General features: G+C 71.1%; 18 protein-coding genes and 3 tRNA genes. 10 read left to right on the top strand and 11 right to left on the bottom strand.

Annotated elements, in window-relative coordinates; genetic code table 11:
- Positions 1-24: 24 nt before the first annotated feature.
- Complete coding sequence (locus tag F7Q99_RS12180) at positions 25-1,005, bottom strand: LysR family transcriptional regulator (protein WP_153461243.1); 981 nt, start codon at positions 1,003-1,005, stop codon at positions 25-27.
- Positions 1,006-1,145: 140 nt separating this feature from the next.
- Between F7Q99_RS12180 and F7Q99_RS12175 the strand changes: the two genes are divergently transcribed.
- Positions 1,146-2,066: a zinc-binding dehydrogenase gene (locus F7Q99_RS12175; RefSeq protein ID WP_153461242.1), complete on the top strand. Its 921-nt coding sequence runs from the start codon at positions 1,146-1,148 to the stop codon at positions 2,064-2,066.
- 33 nt (positions 2,067-2,099) lie between these two features.
- Complete coding sequence (locus F7Q99_RS12170; RefSeq protein ID WP_153461241.1) at positions 2,100-3,206, top strand: alpha/beta hydrolase family protein; 1,107 nt, start codon at positions 2,100-2,102, stop codon at positions 3,204-3,206.
- 375 nt (positions 3,207-3,581) lie between these two features.
- On the opposite strand, the gene F7Q99_RS12165 is transcribed toward F7Q99_RS12170, so the two are convergent.
- The gene (locus F7Q99_RS12165; RefSeq protein ID WP_326846573.1) at positions 3,582-5,972 is read right to left on the bottom strand and encodes a non-reducing end alpha-L-arabinofuranosidase family hydrolase; all 2,391 of its coding nucleotides are present in this window, start codon (positions 5,970-5,972) and stop codon (positions 3,582-3,584) included.
- Positions 5,973-6,069: 97 nt separating this feature from the next.
- Positions 6,070-6,417, bottom strand: coding sequence for a hypothetical protein (locus F7Q99_RS12160; protein WP_153461239.1), 348 nt, complete (start codon positions 6,415-6,417; stop codon positions 6,070-6,072).
- A 143-nt stretch (positions 6,418-6,560) separates the two neighbouring features.
- Between F7Q99_RS12160 and F7Q99_RS12155 the strand changes: the two genes are divergently transcribed.
- From F7Q99_RS12155 to F7Q99_RS12145, 3 genes are all read left to right on the top strand, one after another.
- Positions 6,561-7,091: a SigE family RNA polymerase sigma factor gene (locus tag F7Q99_RS12155; RefSeq protein WP_153461238.1), complete on the top strand. Its 531-nt coding sequence runs from the start codon at positions 6,561-6,563 to the stop codon at positions 7,089-7,091.
- A gap of 398 nt (positions 7,092-7,489) precedes the next feature.
- Complete coding sequence (locus F7Q99_RS41060) at positions 7,490-7,957, top strand: hypothetical protein (RefSeq protein WP_230210196.1); 468 nt, start codon at positions 7,490-7,492, stop codon at positions 7,955-7,957.
- A gap of 133 nt (positions 7,958-8,090) precedes the next feature.
- Positions 8,091-10,562 carry a pectinesterase family protein gene (locus F7Q99_RS12145; protein ID WP_195911045.1) on the top strand — a complete coding sequence of 824 codons (2,472 nt, stop codon included), beginning with the start codon at positions 8,091-8,093 and terminating at the stop codon, positions 10,560-10,562.
- Positions 10,563-10,732: 170 nt separating this feature from the next.
- Here F7Q99_RS12145 and F7Q99_RS12140 read toward each other — a convergent pair whose 3' ends face one another.
- Together F7Q99_RS12140 and F7Q99_RS12135 are read right to left on the bottom strand one after the other, a co-directional pair.
- Positions 10,733-12,373 carry an RICIN domain-containing protein gene (locus tag F7Q99_RS12140; protein ID WP_326846572.1) on the bottom strand — a complete coding sequence of 547 codons (1,641 nt, stop codon included), beginning with the start codon at positions 12,371-12,373 and terminating at the stop codon, positions 10,733-10,735.
- 674 nt (positions 12,374-13,047) lie between these two features.
- Positions 13,048-14,292, bottom strand: a complete 1,245-nt coding sequence (locus tag F7Q99_RS12135) for a plasmid pRiA4b ORF-3 family protein (RefSeq protein ID WP_230210195.1) — start codon at positions 14,290-14,292, stop codon at positions 13,048-13,050.
- A gap of 70 nt (positions 14,293-14,362) precedes the next feature.
- On the opposite strand from F7Q99_RS12135, the gene F7Q99_RS12130 reads away from it, so the two are divergent.
- Positions 14,363-15,496: a hypothetical protein gene (locus F7Q99_RS12130; protein ID WP_195911044.1), complete on the top strand. Its 1,134-nt coding sequence runs from the start codon at positions 14,363-14,365 to the stop codon at positions 15,494-15,496.
- A gap of 10 nt (positions 15,497-15,506) precedes the next feature.
- Here F7Q99_RS12130 and F7Q99_RS40365 read toward each other — a convergent pair whose 3' ends face one another.
- The 6 genes from F7Q99_RS40365 to F7Q99_RS12105 all read right to left on the bottom strand — a co-directional run bounded on the left by F7Q99_RS40365 (position 15,507) and on the right by F7Q99_RS12105 (position 17,036).
- Positions 15,507-15,899 (bottom strand): type II toxin-antitoxin system VapC family toxin, encoded by a 393-nt coding sequence (locus F7Q99_RS40365; RefSeq protein WP_326846571.1) that lies wholly within the window; start codon positions 15,897-15,899, stop codon positions 15,507-15,509.
- Positions 15,896-16,123: a FitA-like ribbon-helix-helix domain-containing protein gene (locus F7Q99_RS40360; RefSeq protein ID WP_195911043.1), complete on the bottom strand. Its 228-nt coding sequence runs from the start codon at positions 16,121-16,123 to the stop codon at positions 15,896-15,898. The genes F7Q99_RS40365 and F7Q99_RS40360 overlap by 4 nt, the downstream gene beginning before the upstream one ends.
- 140 nt (positions 16,124-16,263) lie before the next feature.
- Positions 16,264-16,340, bottom strand: a tRNA-Phe gene (locus F7Q99_RS12120).
- A gap of 27 nt (positions 16,341-16,367) precedes the next feature.
- Positions 16,368-16,441: transfer RNA gene (locus tag F7Q99_RS12115), tRNA-Asp, on the bottom strand.
- Between the two features lie 65 nt (positions 16,442-16,506).
- A tRNA-Glu gene (locus F7Q99_RS12110) sits at positions 16,507-16,579 on the bottom strand.
- A gap of 115 nt (positions 16,580-16,694) precedes the next feature.
- Entirely contained in the window at positions 16,695-17,036 is a 342-nt protein-coding gene (locus F7Q99_RS12105; RefSeq protein ID WP_153466096.1) for a metallopeptidase family protein, read from the bottom strand.
- 70 nt (positions 17,037-17,106) lie between these two features.
- Here F7Q99_RS12105 and crcB (F7Q99_RS12100) point away from each other — a divergent pair, with 70 nt between their 5' ends.
- The 4 genes from crcB (F7Q99_RS12100) to F7Q99_RS12085 all read left to right on the top strand — a co-directional run bounded on the left by crcB (F7Q99_RS12100) (position 17,107) and on the right by F7Q99_RS12085 (position 19,318).
- Entirely contained in the window at positions 17,107-17,610 is a 504-nt protein-coding gene (gene crcB, locus F7Q99_RS12100; RefSeq protein WP_153461233.1) for a fluoride efflux transporter CrcB, read from the top strand.
- Positions 17,607-17,963, top strand: a complete 357-nt coding sequence (locus F7Q99_RS12095; RefSeq protein ID WP_153461232.1) for a DUF190 domain-containing protein — start codon at positions 17,607-17,609, stop codon at positions 17,961-17,963. Before crcB (F7Q99_RS12100) ends, F7Q99_RS12095 begins: the two co-directional genes overlap by 4 nt.
- A complete protein-coding gene (gene crcB / locus F7Q99_RS12090; protein ID WP_326846570.1) occupies positions 17,960-18,334 on the top strand; it encodes a fluoride efflux transporter CrcB in 375 nt (124 codons plus the stop codon). The genes F7Q99_RS12095 and crcB (F7Q99_RS12090) overlap by 4 nt, the downstream gene beginning before the upstream one ends.
- A gap of 183 nt (positions 18,335-18,517) precedes the next feature.
- Entirely contained in the window at positions 18,518-19,318 is an 801-nt protein-coding gene (locus F7Q99_RS12085; protein WP_153461231.1) for a hypothetical protein, read from the top strand.
- Positions 19,319-19,360 lie beyond the last annotated feature (42 nt).

Raw genomic sequence — 19,360 nt, 5'->3', positions numbered from 1 at the left:
GCCGAGCTCTCGCGGGCCGAGCCCTTACGGGTTGAGCGCGGCCTCGTCGGGGCCCGGCAGCCAGTCGCGCGCCGGGTCGTACTCCAGCCACCGGCTGCGCCGCGCCTCCTCGGCGAACGCCCGTAGCAGCGGCCCAAGTTGGGGGTGCGGATCGGCGTCCTCGGGGCCGCTGCGCCAGAGCAGCGACCAGGCGTAGAGCGGGGTCGGATCGGCCAGCGGCACCGTCCGGATGCCCGGGCGCCCCGGCGCGGCGGGGACGTCCGGCAGCGGGCAGTCGGCGGGAACGAGGGAGAAGCAGGACGGATCCGTCCGGATCCGGTCCACGAAGTGCTCCAGCCCCAGATTGGTCGAGCCGATCCGCTCCTCGATGCCGAACCGGGTGGCGAACCGGGTCAGGAAGTCCAGCCGGTCCACCGCGGCCGGATACCGCAGCACACTGCCGCGCAGGTCGGCCGGGCTCAGCACGTCCCGGTCGGCCAGCGGGTGGTCGGTGCTGAGCAGCGCGTCCACCGGCTCCAGCCGGACCAGCCGGTGGGTCAGCCCCGCGTCGCGCCCGTCCGGCAGCGGGTGCACCCGGCCGAACCCGGCGTCCGACTCGCCGCGCAGCAGCGCCGCCGCGACCGACGGCAGATCCCGCCCCGGCACCGGCTCCACCTCCAGCCCCGGTGCGCCGTCCAGCGCCTGCGCGACCGTCCGCATCGGCGCGTACAGGTGGCCCCACACGTCGATCCGCAGCGGGCGGCCGGTGCAGGTCACGGCCGCCACCGCCCGGTCCCCCTGGTCCAGCACTCGCCGCGCGGGATCCAGGAACCGCCGCCCCGGCTCGGTCAGCCCCACCCCCCGGGCGTCCCGGTCCAGGAGCCGCACGCCGAGAGCGGCCTCCAGCCGGGCCAGCCGCTTCGACAGCGCCTGCTGGCTGACCCCGAGGCGGCCCGCCGCCCGTCCGAAGTGCAGCTCCTCGGCGGCGGCCACGAACGCCCGCACCTGGGCGAGATCAAGATCCATGGGTCTTCACCCTAGGCGGCCCTCCGGCACGTACGACAACCGCCCTTTGTCGCCGCCGTTCATCGGTTGTTGGACCGGCCCGTGCGGCGGGCGGTGTGCTGGGCGACGAAAGGGATGACCGCCGAAGGAGGACGAACGAGATGAAGGCGCTGACACCGACCGGCCGGGCGGACGCACCGGTCGGCTTCGCCGAGGTCGCACAGCCGCAGCCGGGGCCGGGGGAAGCGCTGGTCAAGGTCGAGGCGTTCTCGGTGAACCGGGGCGAGACCTTCCAGCTGGAGGCCCCCAGGCCAAGCTGGCGGCCCGGCAAGGACGTGGCCGGCCTGGTCGTGCAGGCCGCCGCCGACGGATCCGGGCCGGCCGTCTGCCGCCGGGTGGTCGGCCACCCGCCCGCGGGGGGCTGGGCCGAGTACGTGTGCATCCCCACCTCCTCCCTCGCCGAACTCCCCGACTCGCTCGACGCCGTCCGGGCCGCCGCCCTCCCGCTGGCCGGGCTCACCGCGCTGCGCCTGCTCCGTACGGCGGGCCCGCTGGCCGGCTGCCGGGTGCTGATGACCGGGGCCTCCGGCGGCGTCGGGCACTACGTCACCGAGCTGGCCGCCGCGGCCGGGGCCGAACTGACCGTGGTCACCGCCTCCCCCGAGCGCGGCCGGCGGCTCGCCGAACTCGGAGCCGCCGAGGTCGTCCACGAGCTCGGCGAGGCGCGCGGACCCTACGACCTGGTGCTGGAATCCACCGGCGGCGCCAACCTGCCGCTCGCCCTCGCCCGGCTGGCCCGGCGCGGCACGCTGATCTGGTTCGGCCAGGCCTCCCGGACGCCCGTCACCCTCGACTTCTTCGACTTCTTCAGCGGCCCCGAGTCCGCGGCCCTGCGGCACTTCCACTACGCCGACTCCGACGTGCCCGACGGCCGGGACCTCGCCACCCTCGTCCGCCTCGTGGGGGAGGGCCGGCTGACCCCGGAGATCGGCCGGGTCGCCCCCTGGAGCGAGACCGCCACCGTTCTCACCGACCTGCGCGACCGCCGGATCCGCGGCAAGGCCGTCCTGACCCTCACCTGACATCCGTTCCGCAGTCCTGCCAAGGAGTTCGCCATGACCGACGCCCCGGACCTCTCCTTCGACCCCTCCGTCGACCTCTCCTTCCTCGACGCCCCCGGGCTGCTCGCCGCCTTCGTCGAGGAGAACCGCCCCCGCGCCCACGGCGCCGGCCTCGACCCGTACGACTACACCCGGGTGACCACCCCACTGGCCTCCCTGCACGAATGGCCGGCCGCCTTCCGCGCCGCCGGGCAGCGGTACACCGGGATCGCCGAGCGCGCCGAAGCCTCGGGTCTGACGGTCACCGCCGGCGAGGCGTACCGGACGGCCGCCCGCTGGTTCCACTTCGCCGGGCTGCTCCCGCACCCAGACCGCGAGGCCGCCGCCCACGCCGCCACCGAGGCCGACGAGGCCATGCGGCGGGCGCTGGCCCACCTCGACCCGGGCGCGGAACGCGTCGAGGGCGAGGGCTTCGCGGGCTGGCTGCGCCGCCCGGCGGCCGGGACGGGGCGCGGTGACGCGGCGCCCGTGGTACTGGTCGTGCCGGGGATGGACTCCTGCAAGGAGGAGTTCCACGCCGTCACCGAGGCGCTGCTCGCCCGGGGCCTGGCCGTGCTCGCGCTCGACGGCCCCGGCCAGGGAGTCCTCGCCGCCACCAGCACCCCGGAGCCGGACTACCACCGGGTCGTCGGCCGCGCGATCGACGCCCTCGCGGACCGCGCCGGCCTGGACCTCGACCGGATCGCCGTGATCGGCCTGAGCCTCGGCGGGTACTACGCCGCCACGGCCGCCGCCCACGAGCCACGCGTCCGCGCCGCCGCCCTGGTCAGCGGCCCCTACCGGCTGGACTGGGACGGCCTCGTCCCGTTCGTCACCGCGACCCTCGCCCAGCGTTGCGGCGGCCTCGACTCCGCACGCGCGTTCGCCCGCCGCGTCGACCTGACCGACCTCGCCCGCGCCCTCACCGTCCCCCTCCTCGTCGTCGAGGGCGGCGAGGACGTCATCCCCGGCTTCACCAACGCGACCCCCCTCGCCGCCGAGGTCCCCGCCGCCGAGCTCCTCCTCGTCCCCCACGGCAACCACCTCCTGGGCACCGCCCTCCCTGACTGGCTCCCCACGACCGCCGACTGGGTCGCTACCCACCTGACGGCGCCGCGGTAGGGGTCGGCGGGGCAGGCGAAAGACACCAGCGGCCCCACGCGGCGATCCGGCAACCTGAGTCAGTAGCCCTCGGTCCAGAACTGCTGGAGTCGCTCGATTGCCTGGGCCCTGTCCAGCTCGGCGACCTGGTCCTCGAGGGTAGGAGGGCGGTGACCGTCCGCTGCGCCGTTGGCGTCAACCGGCACAAAAATGCCCTCGAAGTGAGCTGCTTCGAGGGCATCGTGCCTGGCCAGGCTCTTATGAAGTCACGCAAGTCGGGCCGGCGGATGCTCACGAGCGGCTCCCGGACGAGGCCGACAGATCCCGTTGAGGACCCGAGGTCAGTCAGAGCTTGGGTCAGACCTGCCCGGGAACCGCTCATGAACATCCTCACTGTCAGCGCTGGAGGGTGAGGAGGCCGGGCCGCCACGGCAGGTGGTCGTAGGAGCCGGTCGCGGTGGGGGACTTGCCCTGGTAGAGGAACTGCAGGTTGCAGGGGTCGATGGTCATGGTCTGGTCGGGGTTGTTGCGGACCAGGTCGCCGTGGCTGATGTCGTTGGTCCAGGTGGCACCGCTGTTGGCCTTGCCCGCGAAGGGGTTGTTCTCGCTGGCGGCCTGCGGGGTCCAGGAGCCGTTCAGGCTGGAGGCGGTGAAGGAGCGGAAGTAGCGCTGCTCGTTCGCGCCGCGGGCCTCGACGATCATGAGGTACTGGTTCTGGCCCTTGACCTTGTAGACCTGCGGGGCCTCGAAGAGGTTCTTCTCCGAGTCGCTCATGACCGTGGTGTACGAGGAGCCGAAGTTGCCGGGGAAGTTTCCGATGGGCATGCTCGCCCGGTAGATGCTGCCGTTGTCACCGGCGAAGAACAGGTACATGTTCTGGTCGTCGGCGATCAGGGTCTGGTCGATCGGGCCGGTGCCGGAGCCCGGGATGCTGCCGGTGAACAGCGGCTGCGGCGCGGACCAGCCGTTGGGGTTGGTCGGGTCGCTGGACGTGCGGTAGACGAACGGCCACTGGCCCCACTGGTAGGCCAGCACCCAGATGTTCTTCGGCGCGAAGTAGAACAGCGTCGGCGCCACCGCGGCCTGGCTCATCCCGGTCTGGGGGGCCGAGGCCATGTCGGACCAGTTCGTGAAGGGGCTGAACATCATCGAGCCGTACGAGGAGCCGTTCACGTTCGACGCATAGACCAGGTGCTTGCCGTTGTAGACCACGTCGGTGAAGTCCTTCACCGCGGCCCAGCCGTTCGCCGGCTGCGCCAGCGCGCCCGTCGAGGACCAGTGGTACGTCGACGGGAGGGTGCAGGTGCCGCCGCCCGTCGGTGCGGACGAGCCGAGGTTCCAGTGCTGGTTGGCGGCGCCCCAGGAGTCCCAGATCTGGACGGAGGTGCCGTTGGCGCTCTGGCCGCCGGGGAGTTCGAGTGCCCGGCCGCTGGCGACGTTGATCAGGGTGTAGGAGCCGTCGGCATTGCGGTTGGCGCGCCAGTGCTGGTTGGCACCGCCGTTGGCGTCCCAGACCAGCGGCTTCGTGCCGTTGGCCGTCCGGCCGGCGGGCTCGTCCAGGACCCGGCCGCTGGCGAGGTTGGTGAACGTGTAGGAGCCGTCGCCGTTGCGGTCGGCGCGCCAGTGCTGGTTGGCCGCGTCGCCGTTGGCGTCCCACACCTGAAGTGGGGTGCCGTTGCCGTTCTGCCCGGCGGGCTCGTCCAGAACGCGTCCGCCGACCGCCGCGGAGAGCGAGTAGACGGTGCCGGAGCTGATACCCCCGCCCTGTGTGCCGTCGCCGCCACCGCTGCTGCCGCCGCCGAGGGTGGTGAGCGCTGCGGCGTAGGCGGGCTTCTTGTTGCCACTGGCGTCGAACAGCAGCGGGTTCTCACCGCCGCGCCACGAGTCGCTGTCGCGGATGCCCCACACCGAGATGCCCGTGCAGCGGGCGACGTTGAGGCAGTCCCGGACGGTGTCGGTGTACGCGCTCGCGGGGGCCTGGGCGATGTCGAGCTCGGTGATCTGGACGTCCACGCCGAGCGCGGCGAAGCTCGACAGCGTGGTCTGGAAGTTCGACGGCGGGCCGCCCGCGCCGAAGTGGCTCTGGAACCCGACGCAGTCGATCGGCACGCCACGGGACTTGAAGTCCTTGACCATGCCGTAGACGCCCTGGGTCTTGGCATCGGACCAGTTCTCGATGTTGTAGTCGTTGTAGCAGAGCTTCGCTCCGGGGTCGACGCCCCGGGCGGTGCGGAACGCCTCTTCGATGAAGCCGTTGCCCAGCACGTTCTGGAACACCGAGCTGCGGTGCTGGCCGCTCGGGCCGTCGGCGAAGGCCTCGTTCACCACGTCCCAGGCGTAGATCTTGCCCTTGTAGTGGGTCATTTCCTGCGTGATGTGGTTGTCCATCACGCTGCGCAGGGTGTTGGCGTCGTTGATCGAGCCGACCCAGCCGGGCAGCTGGGAGTGCCAGACCAGGGTGTGGCCGCGCATCTTCTGGCCGTGCGCGGCGGCGTGGTCGACGATCGCGTCGGCGGGGCCGAAGTTGAACGAGCCCCGGGAGGGTTCGGTGCTGTCCCACTTCATCTCGTTCTCGGGGGTTATCGCGTTGAACTCCCGGTCGAGGATGGTGGAGTACGTCGAGTCCCCGAGCCTGCCCGCGGCCACCGCCGTGCCGAAGTAGCGGCCGCTGCCGGCCGCCGCCGCGCCCAGCGTGGTCGGCGTGCCGGAGTTCGACGTGAACGCGGCCTGAGCGACCAGCGGTACGGCGGCACCCACGGCAGCGAGGACGACGGCGGCGGCGAGCACGCGGCGGGTTGTCGGACGGCGGCGATGAGAGCGGTTCTGATCTGGCAAAGGCTTGTCCTTCTGGCGCGGGGGCCTCCGTCTCGGCCCCGGTTACCCGTCAGTTGCCGCCGCGTCCGGGAAGGTTGCCGTTCGGGAAGGAGAATTTTCCGTCGAGCGGACGGGCGCGGCCCTCATCCCGCGGGGCGAAGCCGGTCCGGGCCGCGAGGGTGCCTGCGGCGGTCCCGGCGTCGGCGCGATCGGTGTCATCCTTGGCGTCCCGTCCGCTGCTGGCGCGGTTGTACCGGTCGGCGAGGACGTGCTGTTCGGGCTGGACCTTACGGCCCGGTTCGGGGATCCAGCGGTAGACCCGCGCGCCGATCTCCTCCCGCACGACGACGGCGAAGTCGTCCGCCGGCCGGGCTTGCCGGCTGCCGCTGCACTGCACGCCGCCGGTCGCGTCATGCATTCCTCGAGCACGGCGATTCCGCGACGATGACGTGCGTCGATAGAACCACTTGATGAACCGGAGCCGGCTACCGATTGGTACGCTTCCGCTCCCCCGCTTTCGGATGTGAGCGCCAACAACGCACTGAGAGGCTGCCGACGGACATGCTCTTCGATGATGCGTCCGCGGAGTTCCATGGATTCTTCGAACGCCATTACGCCGAACTTGCCCGTTTCGCCCACCTTCTGACGGGCGAAGCGGATGCGGCCGACGACCTGGCGGCTGATGCGCTGCTCGCTTTGTGGCGGCGATGGGACCGGCTGCGCGCAGCGGAGCAGCCGCTCGCGTATGCGCGGGGCGTCGTGGCCAACCTGGCGCGGGCTCGAATCCGAAGTTCGGTGCGTGAAAGGCGGCGGATCACCATGTTCTGGTCCCATCGGTCGGAGCGGATCGAGGGTCCGGACGTGGCTGCTGTGGTGGACGTGAGGACGGCTTTGGCGCGGTTGCCGTTCCGCAAGCGGGCGTGTGTGGTGCTGCGGCACGCCTTCGACCTGTCGGAGCGGGACACGGCGCTGGCTCTCGGAGTGTCGGTCGGTACGGTGAAGAGCCAGACCTCGAAGGGTATGGCCGAGCTGGAACGGATGCTGGGCGCACGCGCGGCTGGAGAACTGGTGACGGGCAGGAGGAGTCGTTGAACGAGGAGGTCGCCGGGCTGCTTCGCAATGCCGCCGAGCAGCATCAGCCCGACCGCGCCCGGATCCAGGCTCGGATGGAACGCGGCATGACACCCGCCGCAACCCGCCACGACGGGCCACGGGTGAGGCGATCCTGGCCGAAGGCGGCTCTCGCTTCCGTTGCCACAGCTGGCATCCTGGCCGTCAGCGTGGCAGTCGCCGCCGTGGTCCGGACTTCGCCACCACGGCCCGACACCGCGACCGCTCCCACATCGACCGCGACGGCGACTGTGAGTCCTACGCCCTTCGTCCCGCCCACCGGCAGCCCGGCCCCGAACGTGCCGACGGGTGACCCCACCCCGAACGTGCCGACGGGTAGCTCCGCCCCGAACGTATCGTCAGGCAGGCCGGCCCCGAACGTGCCGACGGGTAACCCGACCCCGAACGTGCCGACGGGCAATCCGAGCCGGTCACCGTCCGGCAGCCCGCAGTCCCAGCAGGGAGCGCTGTCATCGGACGGCTCTGTCGACCCGCACAGCACGATCTACTGGGCGCAGAGCAACCTCACGCTCAAGACCACCCAACCGCTCGCCACCCTCACCGTTGAGCTGCGGATCGCCCAGACCGGCGGGGTGCAGAACACGGGCTACTGGCAAACTCTGCCCGCCAACTGGTTCGCCGTCACCGTGCAGGATCAGGGCGGTGCGCTGATCTACCGCTGGACGCTCAAGCCTGGCTGCACGGTGCCGCCGGGGCAGCACGTCTTCGCGGCCCAGTACAACCACGCCACGGGCCCGCGGGATCCGAGGGACGACACCTACCGTGCCGACGCCTCGGACTCCGATGGCGCCCTCGCAGTCGGGGGGCACCTCTCCTCCCCGCGGTGAGACGTGCAGCCGGAGGCGGCCCGCCCGGCGGAAAGGAACACACGCTTTCGCACGGCAACCTTTCGTGTCCCGACGGCAACTGATGGAGAATCCGGCCCGCGTCCGCGGGCCGCCGCTCCAGAAGGACAGACCGTTGCCAGATCTCGACCAACGCACACACCGCCGACGCCCGGCGACCCGTCGCGTGCTCGCCACCGCCGGAGTCCTCGCCGTCATGGGCGCCACCGTCCCCCTGATCGCCCAGGCCGTCCTGACCCCGAAGGCCCACACGCTGACCGTAGCCTCTGACGGCAGCGGCCGATATCGAACCGTGCAATCGGCGGTAGACGCCGCGCGGCCGGGCGATGAGATCCGAATCGCCAAGGGCACGTACCGCGAGGTGGTACGGGTGCCGGTCGGCAAGGACGGGCTGACCGTCACGGGAGCCACCGGGAACCCCGCCGACGTCGTCATCAGCTACGGCAACTCCGCCGGCACGGCCAAGTCCGGCGGCGGCCAACTCGGCACCGAGGGCAGCGCCACGGCCACCTTCGCAGCCACCGGACTGACCGTGGAGAACCTGACCGTCGAGAACACCTTCGACCGGGCCGCGGCTCACGTCGGCAGCGCGACCCAGGCCGTCGCCCTGGCGGCCGAGGGCGACCGCCAGGTCTTCCGCAACGACCGCATCATCGGTCACCAGGACACCCTGCTCGCCTGGTCCCCCAACGCCACCGCGCAGACCCGCCAGTACTTCACCGACGACTACGTCGAGGGCGACGTCGACATGATCTTCGGCAACGCCACCGCCGTCCTCGACCACGCGACCATTCAGGCCGACGACGACGGCGCTCCTGCCGACGGCCTCAACGGCTTCCTCACCGCCGCCAACACGGAGACCTCCCACAAGTACGGCCTTCTGATCACCGATAGCACCGTCCGCTCCACCGCGAAGGACGGTACCTACTACCTCGGCCGGCCCTGGCACCCCACCGCCACCGCCAGTGCCCAGGTCGTCGTCCGTAACACGGCGCTCCCGGCCGCGATCAAGAGCGCCACCCCGTGGACCGACATGAGCGGCTTCTCCTGGCACTCGGCCCGCCTCACCTCGTACGGCAACACCGGACCGGGCGCCGCCACCGGCGCCGACAGCCCGCAACTGCCGGCGGCCCAGGTCGGCGAGTACGCCGCCACCGCGTACCTCGCGGGCACAGACGGCTGGAACCCGGTCGCGGCCTCACATGGCACCGGATCGACCGTGCCAGCCGGAACAGCGACCGGTGACACCCGCCATGTCACCGAGCCCGCACTGCCCACCACCGTCTGCGCCACCGTCCCCGCCGCCCGGACCATGCCCACCCGCACTACCGACCAGGGCAGCGAAACCACCCCACCGGACACGATCCGCATCCAGCATGCCCTCGATACCTGCGCCCAGACCGGACAGCAGACCGTGGCCGTCCGCCTGCAGACGACGGACTCCAGCCACAACGCCTTCCTCACCGGACCGCTGGCCGTCCACCAAGGCGAAGTCCTGCTGCTGGACAGCGGTGTCACCCTCTACGGCTCACGCAACCCCGCCGATTACCAGATCAGCGGCAAGCCGCGCTGCGGCGCCCTCGCCTCCTCCGGCGGCGGCTGCAAACCACTGATCAGCGTCGCCGGAGCCAACGCCGGCATCGAGGCCGTCCGCGCCGCCGACGGCAGCCAGGGCCGCATCGACGGCCGCGGCGACCAGACCGTCCTCGGCACCACCACCAGCTGGTGGCAGCTCGCCACCGACGCCCAAAAAGCCGGCTCCAACCAGAACAACCCCCGCCTGATCCAGGCCGACAACTCCGACAACTTCACCCTCTACCACGTCGACCTGCTGAGCTCCCCCAACTTCCACGTCGTCTACAACGGCGGCAACGGCTTCACCGCCTGGGGCGTACGCATCAAGACCCCCGCCACCGCCCGCAACACCGACGGCATCGACCCGGCCGGCGCCACCAACGTCACCATCACCGACTCCTCCATCATGGACGGCGACGACGGCATCGCCATCAAGGGCGGCAACAAGCCCAGCGGCAACATCACCGTGACGAACAACCACTTCTACGGCACCCACGGCATCTCCATCGGCAGCGAGACCACCAGCGGCGTGACCAACGTCCTCTTCCGCGACAACACCCTCACCGGCACCGACGGCCTCGGCAACACCAGCGGCTCCAGCACCGGCATCCGCATCAAGAGCTCCCCCGCCAACGGCGGCAGGGTCACCGGCGTCACCTACCTGAACACCTGCCTCGACGCCGTCCGCGCCCCGCTCGTCTTCGACACCCACTACTCCGGCGGCAGCGGCCCCAACGCCCCCTGGTTCACCGGCATCACCGTCGACGGCGTCACCGCAACCCACTCCCCCAGCGGCGCGAAATCCACCCTCGTCGGACTGGACAAGACCCGCCCGCTCGAACTGACCCTGCAACACGTCAAGCTCGACGTCACCACGGCGACCGCCGCCAACGCCCGCATCACCGCCATCGACACCAACCTCCACCCGTCCGGCCCCGACGTCACCGTGACCACCACCAACGGCCCGGGCGCGGCCCCCACCTGCACCTTCCCCGCCTTCCCCGCCCTCTGACACCACCACCGACCGGGCCACCCAGCGAACCTTGCCCAGCCCGGAGCCGGTGGGCTGCGCCGCGTCGGGCGATCATCGTTCGACGTGGCCGACGCCGGCCGAGGAGTCCGCCCGGCCAAGAGAACGACTGTGGCCCCACCGAAGAGGCGGGGCCACGGTCTTTCCTTCGCCTACTTGAGCGCTGCACCGCCCGAGTTGTGGTACCCGATCGTCTTGTTGATCAGGTTTCCGCCGTCGGTCTCGGCCGTGGTCTGTTCCTGCTGCCCCGCGCCGAAAAGCAGACCGGCGATGTGCGCGTTCGCCACCTGGTCCATGTGCGCGAAGAACCAGTCCACCTTGTCGTCCTTGTAGTGGTTGAGCGTGTTGTTCTGCGCCATGTTGCCCACGGGGATCTGCCACAGGACCACCGGCTTGCCCACGGACTCGGCCATCGTCTTGTAGAACGACAGTTGGGCGGCGGCCTTCTGGTCGGTCCAGAATTTGTCGAGGCCGCCGTGGGCGGGCTGCGCGTACCAGCCCGCGTCGCGGTCCGACACGTCGGTGGCCAGGAAGTCGGCGTTCTGTGCGCCGAGGTGGGCGTAGTCCTTGACGCACTGCGGGGTGTTCTGCTGCCAGTCGAAGCAGGACAGGTGCATACCGACGGCGGTGTTCGGAGCGTACTTGTGCGCCATCGAGATCAGGCACTGGGCGAGTCCGGCGGCGCTGTTCTCCTGCGATCCGCAGTCCGTCGGGTCCGCGGCCGTGACCTGCGCGGCGACCTGGTGCGGGTCGCCGAGCGACCGGACGTAGCCCCAGAAGTCGGGCTCGAGGTCGATCATGTCGTGCGAGGTGCCGATCTTCTGGAGGAAGAAGCGGTAGTCGTTCAGGTACCGGGCGAGCAGGTCGGCCCTGTTGATGGCCTTGACCTCGCCCGGACCGTCGCCCTGGCCCGCCGCGTCGCCGAGGTCGCGCAGCGAGTACCAGGTCCAGAGGAACTTCTGGGGGCGCGGCTTGCCCTGGTAGGTCTCCTGGGCCGCCTTGGCGCCCCGCCAGGTCACGTACGTGCCGGGCGCCGTGGTGCTGCCGTTCCAGCAGCCCCACCAGCCCGTCCACGCGTCCTGGCAGCGGGCCGCCGTGTAGTAGTCCGAGGAGGGCGCGGGCTGGCTGTGCACGTAGGCGTACTGCACGTCGAACGGCGCGGCGTTCGCCGAGGCGTCGGACATCGAGCCGCCGATGAGCACCGTGTTGCTGCCCATGAAACTCTTCGCCGAGTTGTTGCCGCCGCCGGCCGGCGGCGCCGACGTCGGGTGGTTGCCGGAGCCCCCCGGGTTCCCGGTGCCTCCGGCGCTGCCGGCCGGGACGAGCTGCCACTGCTGGTTGGCGCCGTTCCAGTCGTGGTACTGGGCGATCTGGCCCCCGTCGGTCTTGGAACCGAGCGGGACCTCGACGGCCTTGCCGCTGAAGGTGTTGATCAGACGCACGTAGCCGTCCGACGACTTTTCCAGGTGGAACTGCTGGTTGGCGCCGTTCAGGTCACTCCACTGCCTCACCTGGGAGCCTTCGGTCCTCGACCAGCCGTAGTCGTCCAGCACCTTTCCGGAGTACCGGTTCTGCAGCCGGTAGTTCCCGTCACCCGCGTCGATGAACTTCCACTGCTGGTTCGCCTCGCCGGTGCGGCTCCACTGCACCACCGCGGCGCCGTCGTACGAGCCGTAGCCGTAGTCGTCCAGCACCTGGCCGGTGCTGCGGTTGACCAGCAGGTACCAGGGGCTCGTGTCCACGGCCACGGTGCCCGCCGAGGCCGTGTTGACCACGGCCACGCAGGCGCCCACGACCGCCAGGCCGACAGCCGCCCAGAAACCCCGGCGCTGGTGCAGCCGACGGGCGCGATGCGACGGACGAGCTCCGCGCCCGTGGCCGCCCACCCGTGCGACGCCACTGACGACGTGGGGTGGGCGAGGGACATCTCTGTGCTCTCGTTCAAGGGACACGTCTGTGCTCTCTTTCAGCCGTCGCATCTGACCGAACCACTTGGCCGGACACCACTGAGTGGCCGCGGAGGCCGAAAAGGTTGCCGCGAAGAGCCGGAGATTCTCCGTCCGCGATGCGGGCCGTCACCAGCCGGATGGGGCCGCCCCGGCTCTTCACGTACGGCACTGCCGGCACCATGGTCGACGTCGAAGGATTGTGATCGGCGTCACCCTGCCTCGAGCCCCGGGCGGCCCCATCAGGCTGCCCGGGTTCGCCGCGATTCGGGGCCGTTGGCGTCAAGCAACGCGAAAATGCCCCCGAAGCGACTTGCTTCGAGGGCATCGTGCCTGGTCACACGTGGTGGCCAGGGCTGGGGTCGAACCGGCGACCTTTCGCTTTTCAGGCCAAGCAATGGCGTCGAGATGCCCTGTTTCAGGTGGTTCTGCCGTCCGTAGACGGCCGCAGTCAGACGCCGTCATCCGGGTCGATTGGCGTCAGCACTGGCGTCATCCGGCACGGACGAGCTGGTTGGTCTTTACCAGTCGAGAGCGCGGAGCCGCTGGTTCGTCCGGTGCAGGTCAAAGCGGATCGGGTCGAAGTCGGCCGCTGTTTCGAGGCCGAGCCAGCGCAGCAGATCCTCGCGCTCGGGATGGGAGGGGCCGCTGAGGGTCTGCTTGAGGTCGTCGTATCCAGGCGCGCCGCCGCAGTCCTCGGGCGGGCAGGCTCCTGCCCCGTCGACGCACAGCGGGTAGTGGTGGCCCGCCCCGGCAGCCACTTGGCGCTCGACGAGGATGCGGTGCTCCCACGAGTCACCGAAGTCGTAGGTGTAGTCGAGGAACTCCCCCTCCTTGACCAGGGCGTCCAGGGCGGCGGCGGTCTCGTCGACGAAGTCGAGTTCGGAGGAGGGATGGCCGTAGTTGACGCCTTTGACGTCGAACGCGTGCAAGTGGCAGTTCTGCCAGCCCATGGCGGCCTGGATGACCAGGTGCAGTCGGTCGAGGCGGAATCCGGCGGGGACCTGAACGCGGCGCCAGACGGCGGGCTGTTCCACGTCGGCGAGTTCGATGCGGAGCTGGTAGACGGGATCGCCGGGGCGTGCTTCCCCGCGCAGCCGGGCCATGGCTTGACGGCCCCGCGAGGTGAGGGCGACGGCGCCGCCGACACGCTGGACCGAGCCGAGGCCGAGGAGCGTCGCGAGTACGCGGTCCACGTCGCGGTCATTGCTCTGGCGCAGCAGCCGGAGGCGGTCCTCGGGAAGATCGTCGAGGACGTAGAACCCGGAGACCTTGTCCCACACCGCAGCCTGAAGCTCCTGCTCGGGAACCAGGTCGTCGGCGGCATACAGGCTCGTCAGCAGCACCCGGAGCCCGGCCGGGTACTCCTCGGCGAAGATCGAGCCGAGCCACCCGGAGGGGAGCACCGCTTCGCCGATGCGCGGCAGGGCCTCGAACAGTGCGTCGAGGATGCGCTCGGGGTCCTCCAGCACGCGCGCGTTCTTCTTGACCGGCACCAGACGGCCGCCGACGACCCGCAGCAGCCGGGCCGCCTTGGCCCATTCCACCAGCAGGTTCAGGTGGTGGAGTTCCTGGCTCGACTTGGTCTTGAAGGTCCTGTCACCGATGGCCGGGTCGATGGTGTCGCCGGTCTCCAGGAGCGTCACCAGGGCCCGGGCGTCGGCGAGGGTGACCTTGCCAGTCTGGGTGAGCTTGCGCCCTGCGCCGATCCAGCTGACGAGACCTCGGATCTGCTCGACGGTGCGGGGCTGCTCGGATTCCATCATCGGTTCCTGTCTGCCTCGGGTTTGACGGATTCCATCATCGAGGATCGGCAGACTCGCTAGGGTCGCGGCGATGAGCGAGTACCAGTACTACGGGTTCCTGGCGATCGACCGCCCGTTGACCCGCGAGGAGCAGGACGAACTGCGATCGCTGTCGACCCGGGCCCGGATCACCGCGACCAGCTTCACCAACGAATACCAGTGGGGCAACTTCCGAGGCGACCCCAGGCGGATGGTGGAGCAGTTTTACGACGCTCATCTCTACCTGACCAACTGGGGCACCCACCAGGTGATCCTGCGTGTGCCCAAGGGGCAGCTCACACAGCGAGCGGTGGAGCCGTACTGCTTCGACGAGTGTTTCGAGGCATGGACGACCAGGACCCACCTCATCCTCGACCTGCGCAGTGAGGACGAGAGCGGAGACTGGGACGAGGGTGCCGAGGACTCGCTCGGCGCCATCGCCGGGGTTCGTGCCGAGCTGGCCTCCGGGGATCACCGCGCCCTGTACCTCGCATGGCTGTCCGGCATCGGCGCCTGGGCACTCCAGGACGACGACGAGGATGAGTATCGGGCAACGCTCGAGCCCCCGGTCCCGGCCGGGCTCGACCGGCTCACCGCACCGCAGCGGGCGCTCGCGGACTTCCTGCGTGTCGACGCCGACCTGCTGGCGGTCGCCGCCCAGGCCAGCCCGCCCGCCCCCGCACCTCGCAAGCGGCCCGGGAAGAAGGAACTGGCGCCGCTAATCGCCGCGCTTCCCGGGAAGGAGAAGGACGATCTGCTGCTGCGCCTGGCACTGGGCGATGAGCCTCAGCTGGGAGCCGGACTTCTGCGCCGCCTGCACGGCGAGCCGCCCGTCGTGACGGTGCCGGGGCAGCGCTCCGCCGCCGAATTGCTGGATGCCGCGCACGCGCTGGCCACCGAGCGCCGGCAGCGCGGTGAGCGGGTTCGAGCCGAGGCGCGCGCGACGAAGCTGACCGCTCTGGCTGCCGACGAGGAAGCGATCTGGCGCGAGGTCGAAAACCACGTCGCCCGTAAACAGGCGACCCGCTACGACACCGCTGTGGCCCTCCTGGTCGAACTCCGTGACGCCTGTGACTACGTCGGGCGCGGCCTTGAGTTCCGGCAGCGGCTGGCCGAGCTCCGCGACCGGTACCAGCACCTGCCCGGCCTGCTGCGCCGGCTCGACGACCGGGCCCTGCGGGGCTGACGCCCGTCCGTCAGTTGATTACTTCGATGACGCACCGTGCCCCGGAACCTCGCTGCAGCTTGGCGTCGCCAGTGACCAGAGGTACGCCCAGATGCTCGGCAAGGGCTACATACGCGGCGTCATATGCAGTGAAGTTGCCTCGGAGTTCCCAGATCCGCGGCAGGAGCTCCGTGTGCTGGGCTCGCTGAATCGGCAGTGAGGGCAACAGCCGAAGTGCGCGATCCGCGTCGGCGAACTCGATCTTTCGGCCCAGCAGCAGTCCTCGGACGGCACTCGTGGCCTCGATGTCGATCAGCGCTGGGGCGGCGAGGCGTTCTCCCGAAATCCGGCTCGCGCAGGCCTTCCCGACAGGGCCCCGATCAACAAGCGCGGCCACGAGCACCGAGTTGTCGACGACGATCACTCGCCCCGGCCCTCCCGCTGTGCGGCGAGGATGTCGGCCATCGAGACACTGCTCGACAGGTTCTCGCGGGCGGTGGTCAACACCTCCTCGACGGTGGGTTGTGCAGCCTCCTCCTCGAGTCGTAGCCGGAGGTACTCCTGCAGCGATCGTCCCGACTCGTCTGCGCGCCGACGCAGTATCGCGTAGGCCTCGTCGTTCAGGTTCCTGATCTGCACGGTAGCCATGCATGCATAGTAGCGCTGCTCGGCTTTGAATTCAGCGCTATTGCCCTCGGGGTGTGACCGTCCGCTGGGCCGTTGGCGTCAAGCAACGCGAAAATGCCCCCGAAGCGATTTGCTTCGAGGGCATCGTGCCTGGTCAGGCGTGGTGGCCAGGGCCGGGGTCGAACCGGCGACCTTCCGCTTTTCAGGCGGACGCTCGTACCAACTGAGCTACCTGGCCGTACTGCGTCGTCTCGGATGAGACGAGCGATCCCGACGGGACTTGAACCCGCGACCTCCACCTTGACAGGGTGGCGAGCTAACCAACTGCTCCACGGGACCTTGGGTGGCTGGTGGGCCACCAGGTCTTGCGGCACTGCACTTTACTACGGTACTGCGTTACTGCGTGCCCCCAACGGGATTCGAACCCGTGCTACCGCCTTGAAAGGGCGGCGTCCTGGGCCACTAGACGATGAGGGCTTGCGGCCTGTCCCGCTGTTTCCAGCGTTCGGGGACGTCGAGAAGCATATGGGATGCCGAGCCGATCGCCAAAACGGGTTTCGGCCGGGTGGGTGGGGACCCTCCGGTGGCGGGGTCAGGACCAGCCGAGTTCGCCGAGCTCGTGGTCGTCGAAGCCGAAGTGGTGGGCGACCTCGTGGATGACGGTGGTGCGGACCTCCTCGACGACCTCCTCGCGGGTCTCGCAGTGCCGCAGGGTGGGGCCGCGGTAGATGATGATCCGGTCGGGGAGGACGCCCGCGTACCACTCGCCGCGTTCGGTGAGCGGGGTGCCCTCGTAGAGGCCGAGGAGTTCCGGGTCGGCGGGGTCGGGCTCGTCCTCGACGAAGACCGCGACGTTGTCCATCATGGCCGCGAGCTGCGGGGGAATCTGGTCGAGGGCGTCGCTGACCAGCGTCTCGAACTCTTCCCGGGTCATCTCCACCGGATCATTGTCGGGTCTGGGGTGACGGTGTGCCAGGTGGTCGAGGCCGGTGTTTCATGGGCCTATGACGACCTCGGACGGGACGGTGGACGGGTTGGCGCGCGCGGTGCCGAGGCCCGGGGAGGCGGCGCGGCGGCGCCCGCCGCTGCTGCGCGGGCAGGGGCCGGCCGTGGCCGTGGTCGCGCTGGGCGGGGTGATCGGGGCGGTGGCCCGGTACGCGGCGGGGCTGGCGTGGGCCGGCGGGCCGTCGGCGTTCCCGTGGACGACGCTGCTGATCAACGTAGGCGGCTGTGCCGTGATCGGGGTCTTCCTGGTGGCGATCACCGAGGGCCGTCCGGCGCACCCGTTGCTGCGGCCGTTCTTCGGGACGGGCGTGCTGGGCGGGTTCACCACGTTCTCGACGTACGCGGTGGACGTGCGGCGCCTGGTGGAGGAGGGGCGGCTCGGGCTCGGGCTGACGTACCTGGGGCTGACGCTGCTGGCGGCGCTCGGCGCGGTCTGGGCGGCGGCCGGGTTGACGCGCCGTCTGGTCCACCGCGCGGCGCGGGCCGACGGGAGGCGGTCATGAGCAGGTTGACGGGGCCGGCGCTGCGGCTGACCGTGCTGGTGGGGGAGAACGACCACTGGCACCACCGGCCGCTGTACAGCGAGATCGTGCACCGGGCGCGCGCCGCCGGGCTGGCCGGGGCGAGCGTGTTCCGGGGGATCGAGGGGTTCGGGGCGTCGTCGCTGGTGCACACGACCCGGCTGCTGTCGCTGAGCGAGGACCTGCCGGTGGCGGTGGTGATCGTGGACGAGGACGAGCGGGTGCGCGGGTTCCTGCCGCAGCTGGACGAGCTGGTGGCGGAGGGGCTGGTGGTGCTCGATCCGTGCGAGGTCATCCGGTACGTCGGGCGGGGCGCGGGGGAGCACCAGAAGTGAACTGGCTGCTGGTGGTGGCGGGGGCCGTGGTCGGTGCGCCGCTGCGGTATCTGACGGACCGGGCGGTCCAGGCCCGGCACGACTCGGTGTTCCCGTGGGGGACCTTCGTCGTGAACGTGTTCGGCTGCCTGGTGCTGGGCCTGGTGACCGGTGCCGTGGCGGCCGGTGCCGCGTCCCCGCACGTGCAGGTGCTGCTCGGCACGGGGTTCTGCGGGGCGCTGACCACGTACTCGACGTTCTCGTACGAGACGCTGCGGCTGGTCGAGACCGGGGCGGGTCGGTACGCGGTGGCGAACGTGGTCGGCAGCCTGGTCGCGGGGCTGACGGCGGTGTACGCGGGGGCGGGGCTCGCGTCGGCGCTCTGGGGCTGAGATCCGGGGGCGGGGCCACGTCCGGACCATGGGCTTCGAACTGTCGGGGAAGCCGCCGGGTGGACTGCGCCCGGCGGCTTCGTCGTGCCCCGCCCGTGTCCCGCCGGGCCGGGCACGCGTTGATCGTCCAGAGCGGCCGCGCGGCTTCGGGCGGCCCGGGTGGGGCGGCAGAGAGGGAGCTCGGTGGCTTCGGTGCGGGCGGTGCGGACGGTTGGGACGGTCTCGGCGCAGGGTGTGGCGTGGGGCGGCGCGGTGGCTCCGGTGCGAGCGGTGGCCGACCGGTGGGCCGAGCCGAGGGTGGCGAACCTACGGACGGGTGTGGTGCGGGCGGCGGCGGTCCTGGCGGTGGCCGGGCTGGGGCTGACGGGGTGCATGTCGGTCGGCCCGGCGGCCGAGGGGAAGCACGGCGGCGGCGCGCCGGTGGGCCAGGCCGCCGGGCCGGCGGGCAAGCCGGGGGCGACGGCGGGGCCGTCACCCTCGCCGGTCGGCGGGCACTCGGGGGGTGCGTCCGGGCGCCCGGAGCGGCAGGGGGGCTTGCAGGCCGAGAACGCGCCGGCCGGAGGCGCGGCCCCGCCACCGGGCGAGCCGGCGCCAGGCGTGAACGGCGCGCCCGCCGGCGTGATCGCGGTGCCGGGCGCGGCGGCCCCGGCCCCCGAGCCCGGCGCGGGCGGCGCGGCCGGGGGCGTGAGCGCCAGCCCCGTGCCCCGGCCGGGTGGTGGCTCGTCGGGCGGCGGTTCGTCGGGCGCGGTGGGCGGCACCGCGGGCTCCGGCGGCACGGGCGGCACGGGCGGCTCGAGCGGTACCGGTGAGGGCCGCTCCGGCGGCGGTTCTTCGGGCAGCCCGTCGGCCGGCCCGAGCAGCCACCCGTCCACGTCCCCCGAGCCCGAGCACACCTCGCCCGTCGCGACCGTCCCACCGCTCCCCGGGCCCTCGTCCGGTAGCTCCGGTTCCTCGGCGCCGAGCCCGGGCACGGGTACGCATTAGGGGGATGGCCAGGGCGTTTGCCTCTGATCCCGAGGGTCGTCT

This window comes from Streptomyces kaniharaensis (genome assembly GCF_009569385.1).
GTDB lineage: Bacteria > Actinomycetota > Actinomycetes > Streptomycetales > Streptomycetaceae > Kitasatospora > Kitasatospora kaniharaensis.
Note: the sequence above shows the minus strand (reverse complement) of the source record. Positions and strands in the feature narration are given on the sequence as shown.

Excerpts from the sequence above, each read along its gene's own strand:
- F7Q99_RS12135 (WP_230210195.1), bottom strand. The coding sequence starts at position 14,292 with ATGATGGAATCCGAGCAGCCCCGCACCGTCGAGCAGATCCGAGGTCTC.
- F7Q99_RS12155 (WP_153461238.1), top strand. The coding sequence starts at position 6,561 with ATGCTCTTCGATGATGCGTCCGCGGAGTTCCATGGATTCTTCGAACGC.
- F7Q99_RS12180 (WP_153461243.1), bottom strand. The coding sequence starts at position 1,005 with ATGGATCTTGATCTCGCCCAGGTGCGGGCGTTCGTGGCCGCCGCCGAG.
- F7Q99_RS12160 (WP_153461239.1), bottom strand. The coding sequence starts at position 6,417 with ATGCATGACGCGACCGGCGGCGTGCAGTGCAGCGGCAGCCGGCAAGCC.
- F7Q99_RS12105 (WP_153466096.1), bottom strand. The coding sequence starts at position 17,036 with ATGACCCGGGAAGAGTTCGAGACGCTGGTCAGCGACGCCCTCGACCAG.
- F7Q99_RS12130 (WP_195911044.1), top strand. The coding sequence starts at position 14,363 with ATGAGCGAGTACCAGTACTACGGGTTCCTGGCGATCGACCGCCCGTTG.
- crcB (WP_153461233.1), top strand. The coding sequence starts at position 17,107 with ATGACGACCTCGGACGGGACGGTGGACGGGTTGGCGCGCGCGGTGCCG.
- F7Q99_RS12170 (WP_153461241.1), top strand. The coding sequence starts at position 2,100 with ATGACCGACGCCCCGGACCTCTCCTTCGACCCCTCCGTCGACCTCTCC.
- F7Q99_RS40360 (WP_195911043.1), bottom strand. The coding sequence starts at position 16,123 with ATGGCTACCGTGCAGATCAGGAACCTGAACGACGAGGCCTACGCGATA.
- F7Q99_RS12175 (WP_153461242.1), top strand. The coding sequence starts at position 1,146 with ATGAAGGCGCTGACACCGACCGGCCGGGCGGACGCACCGGTCGGCTTC.
- F7Q99_RS12095 (WP_153461232.1), top strand. The coding sequence starts at position 17,607 with ATGAGCAGGTTGACGGGGCCGGCGCTGCGGCTGACCGTGCTGGTGGGG.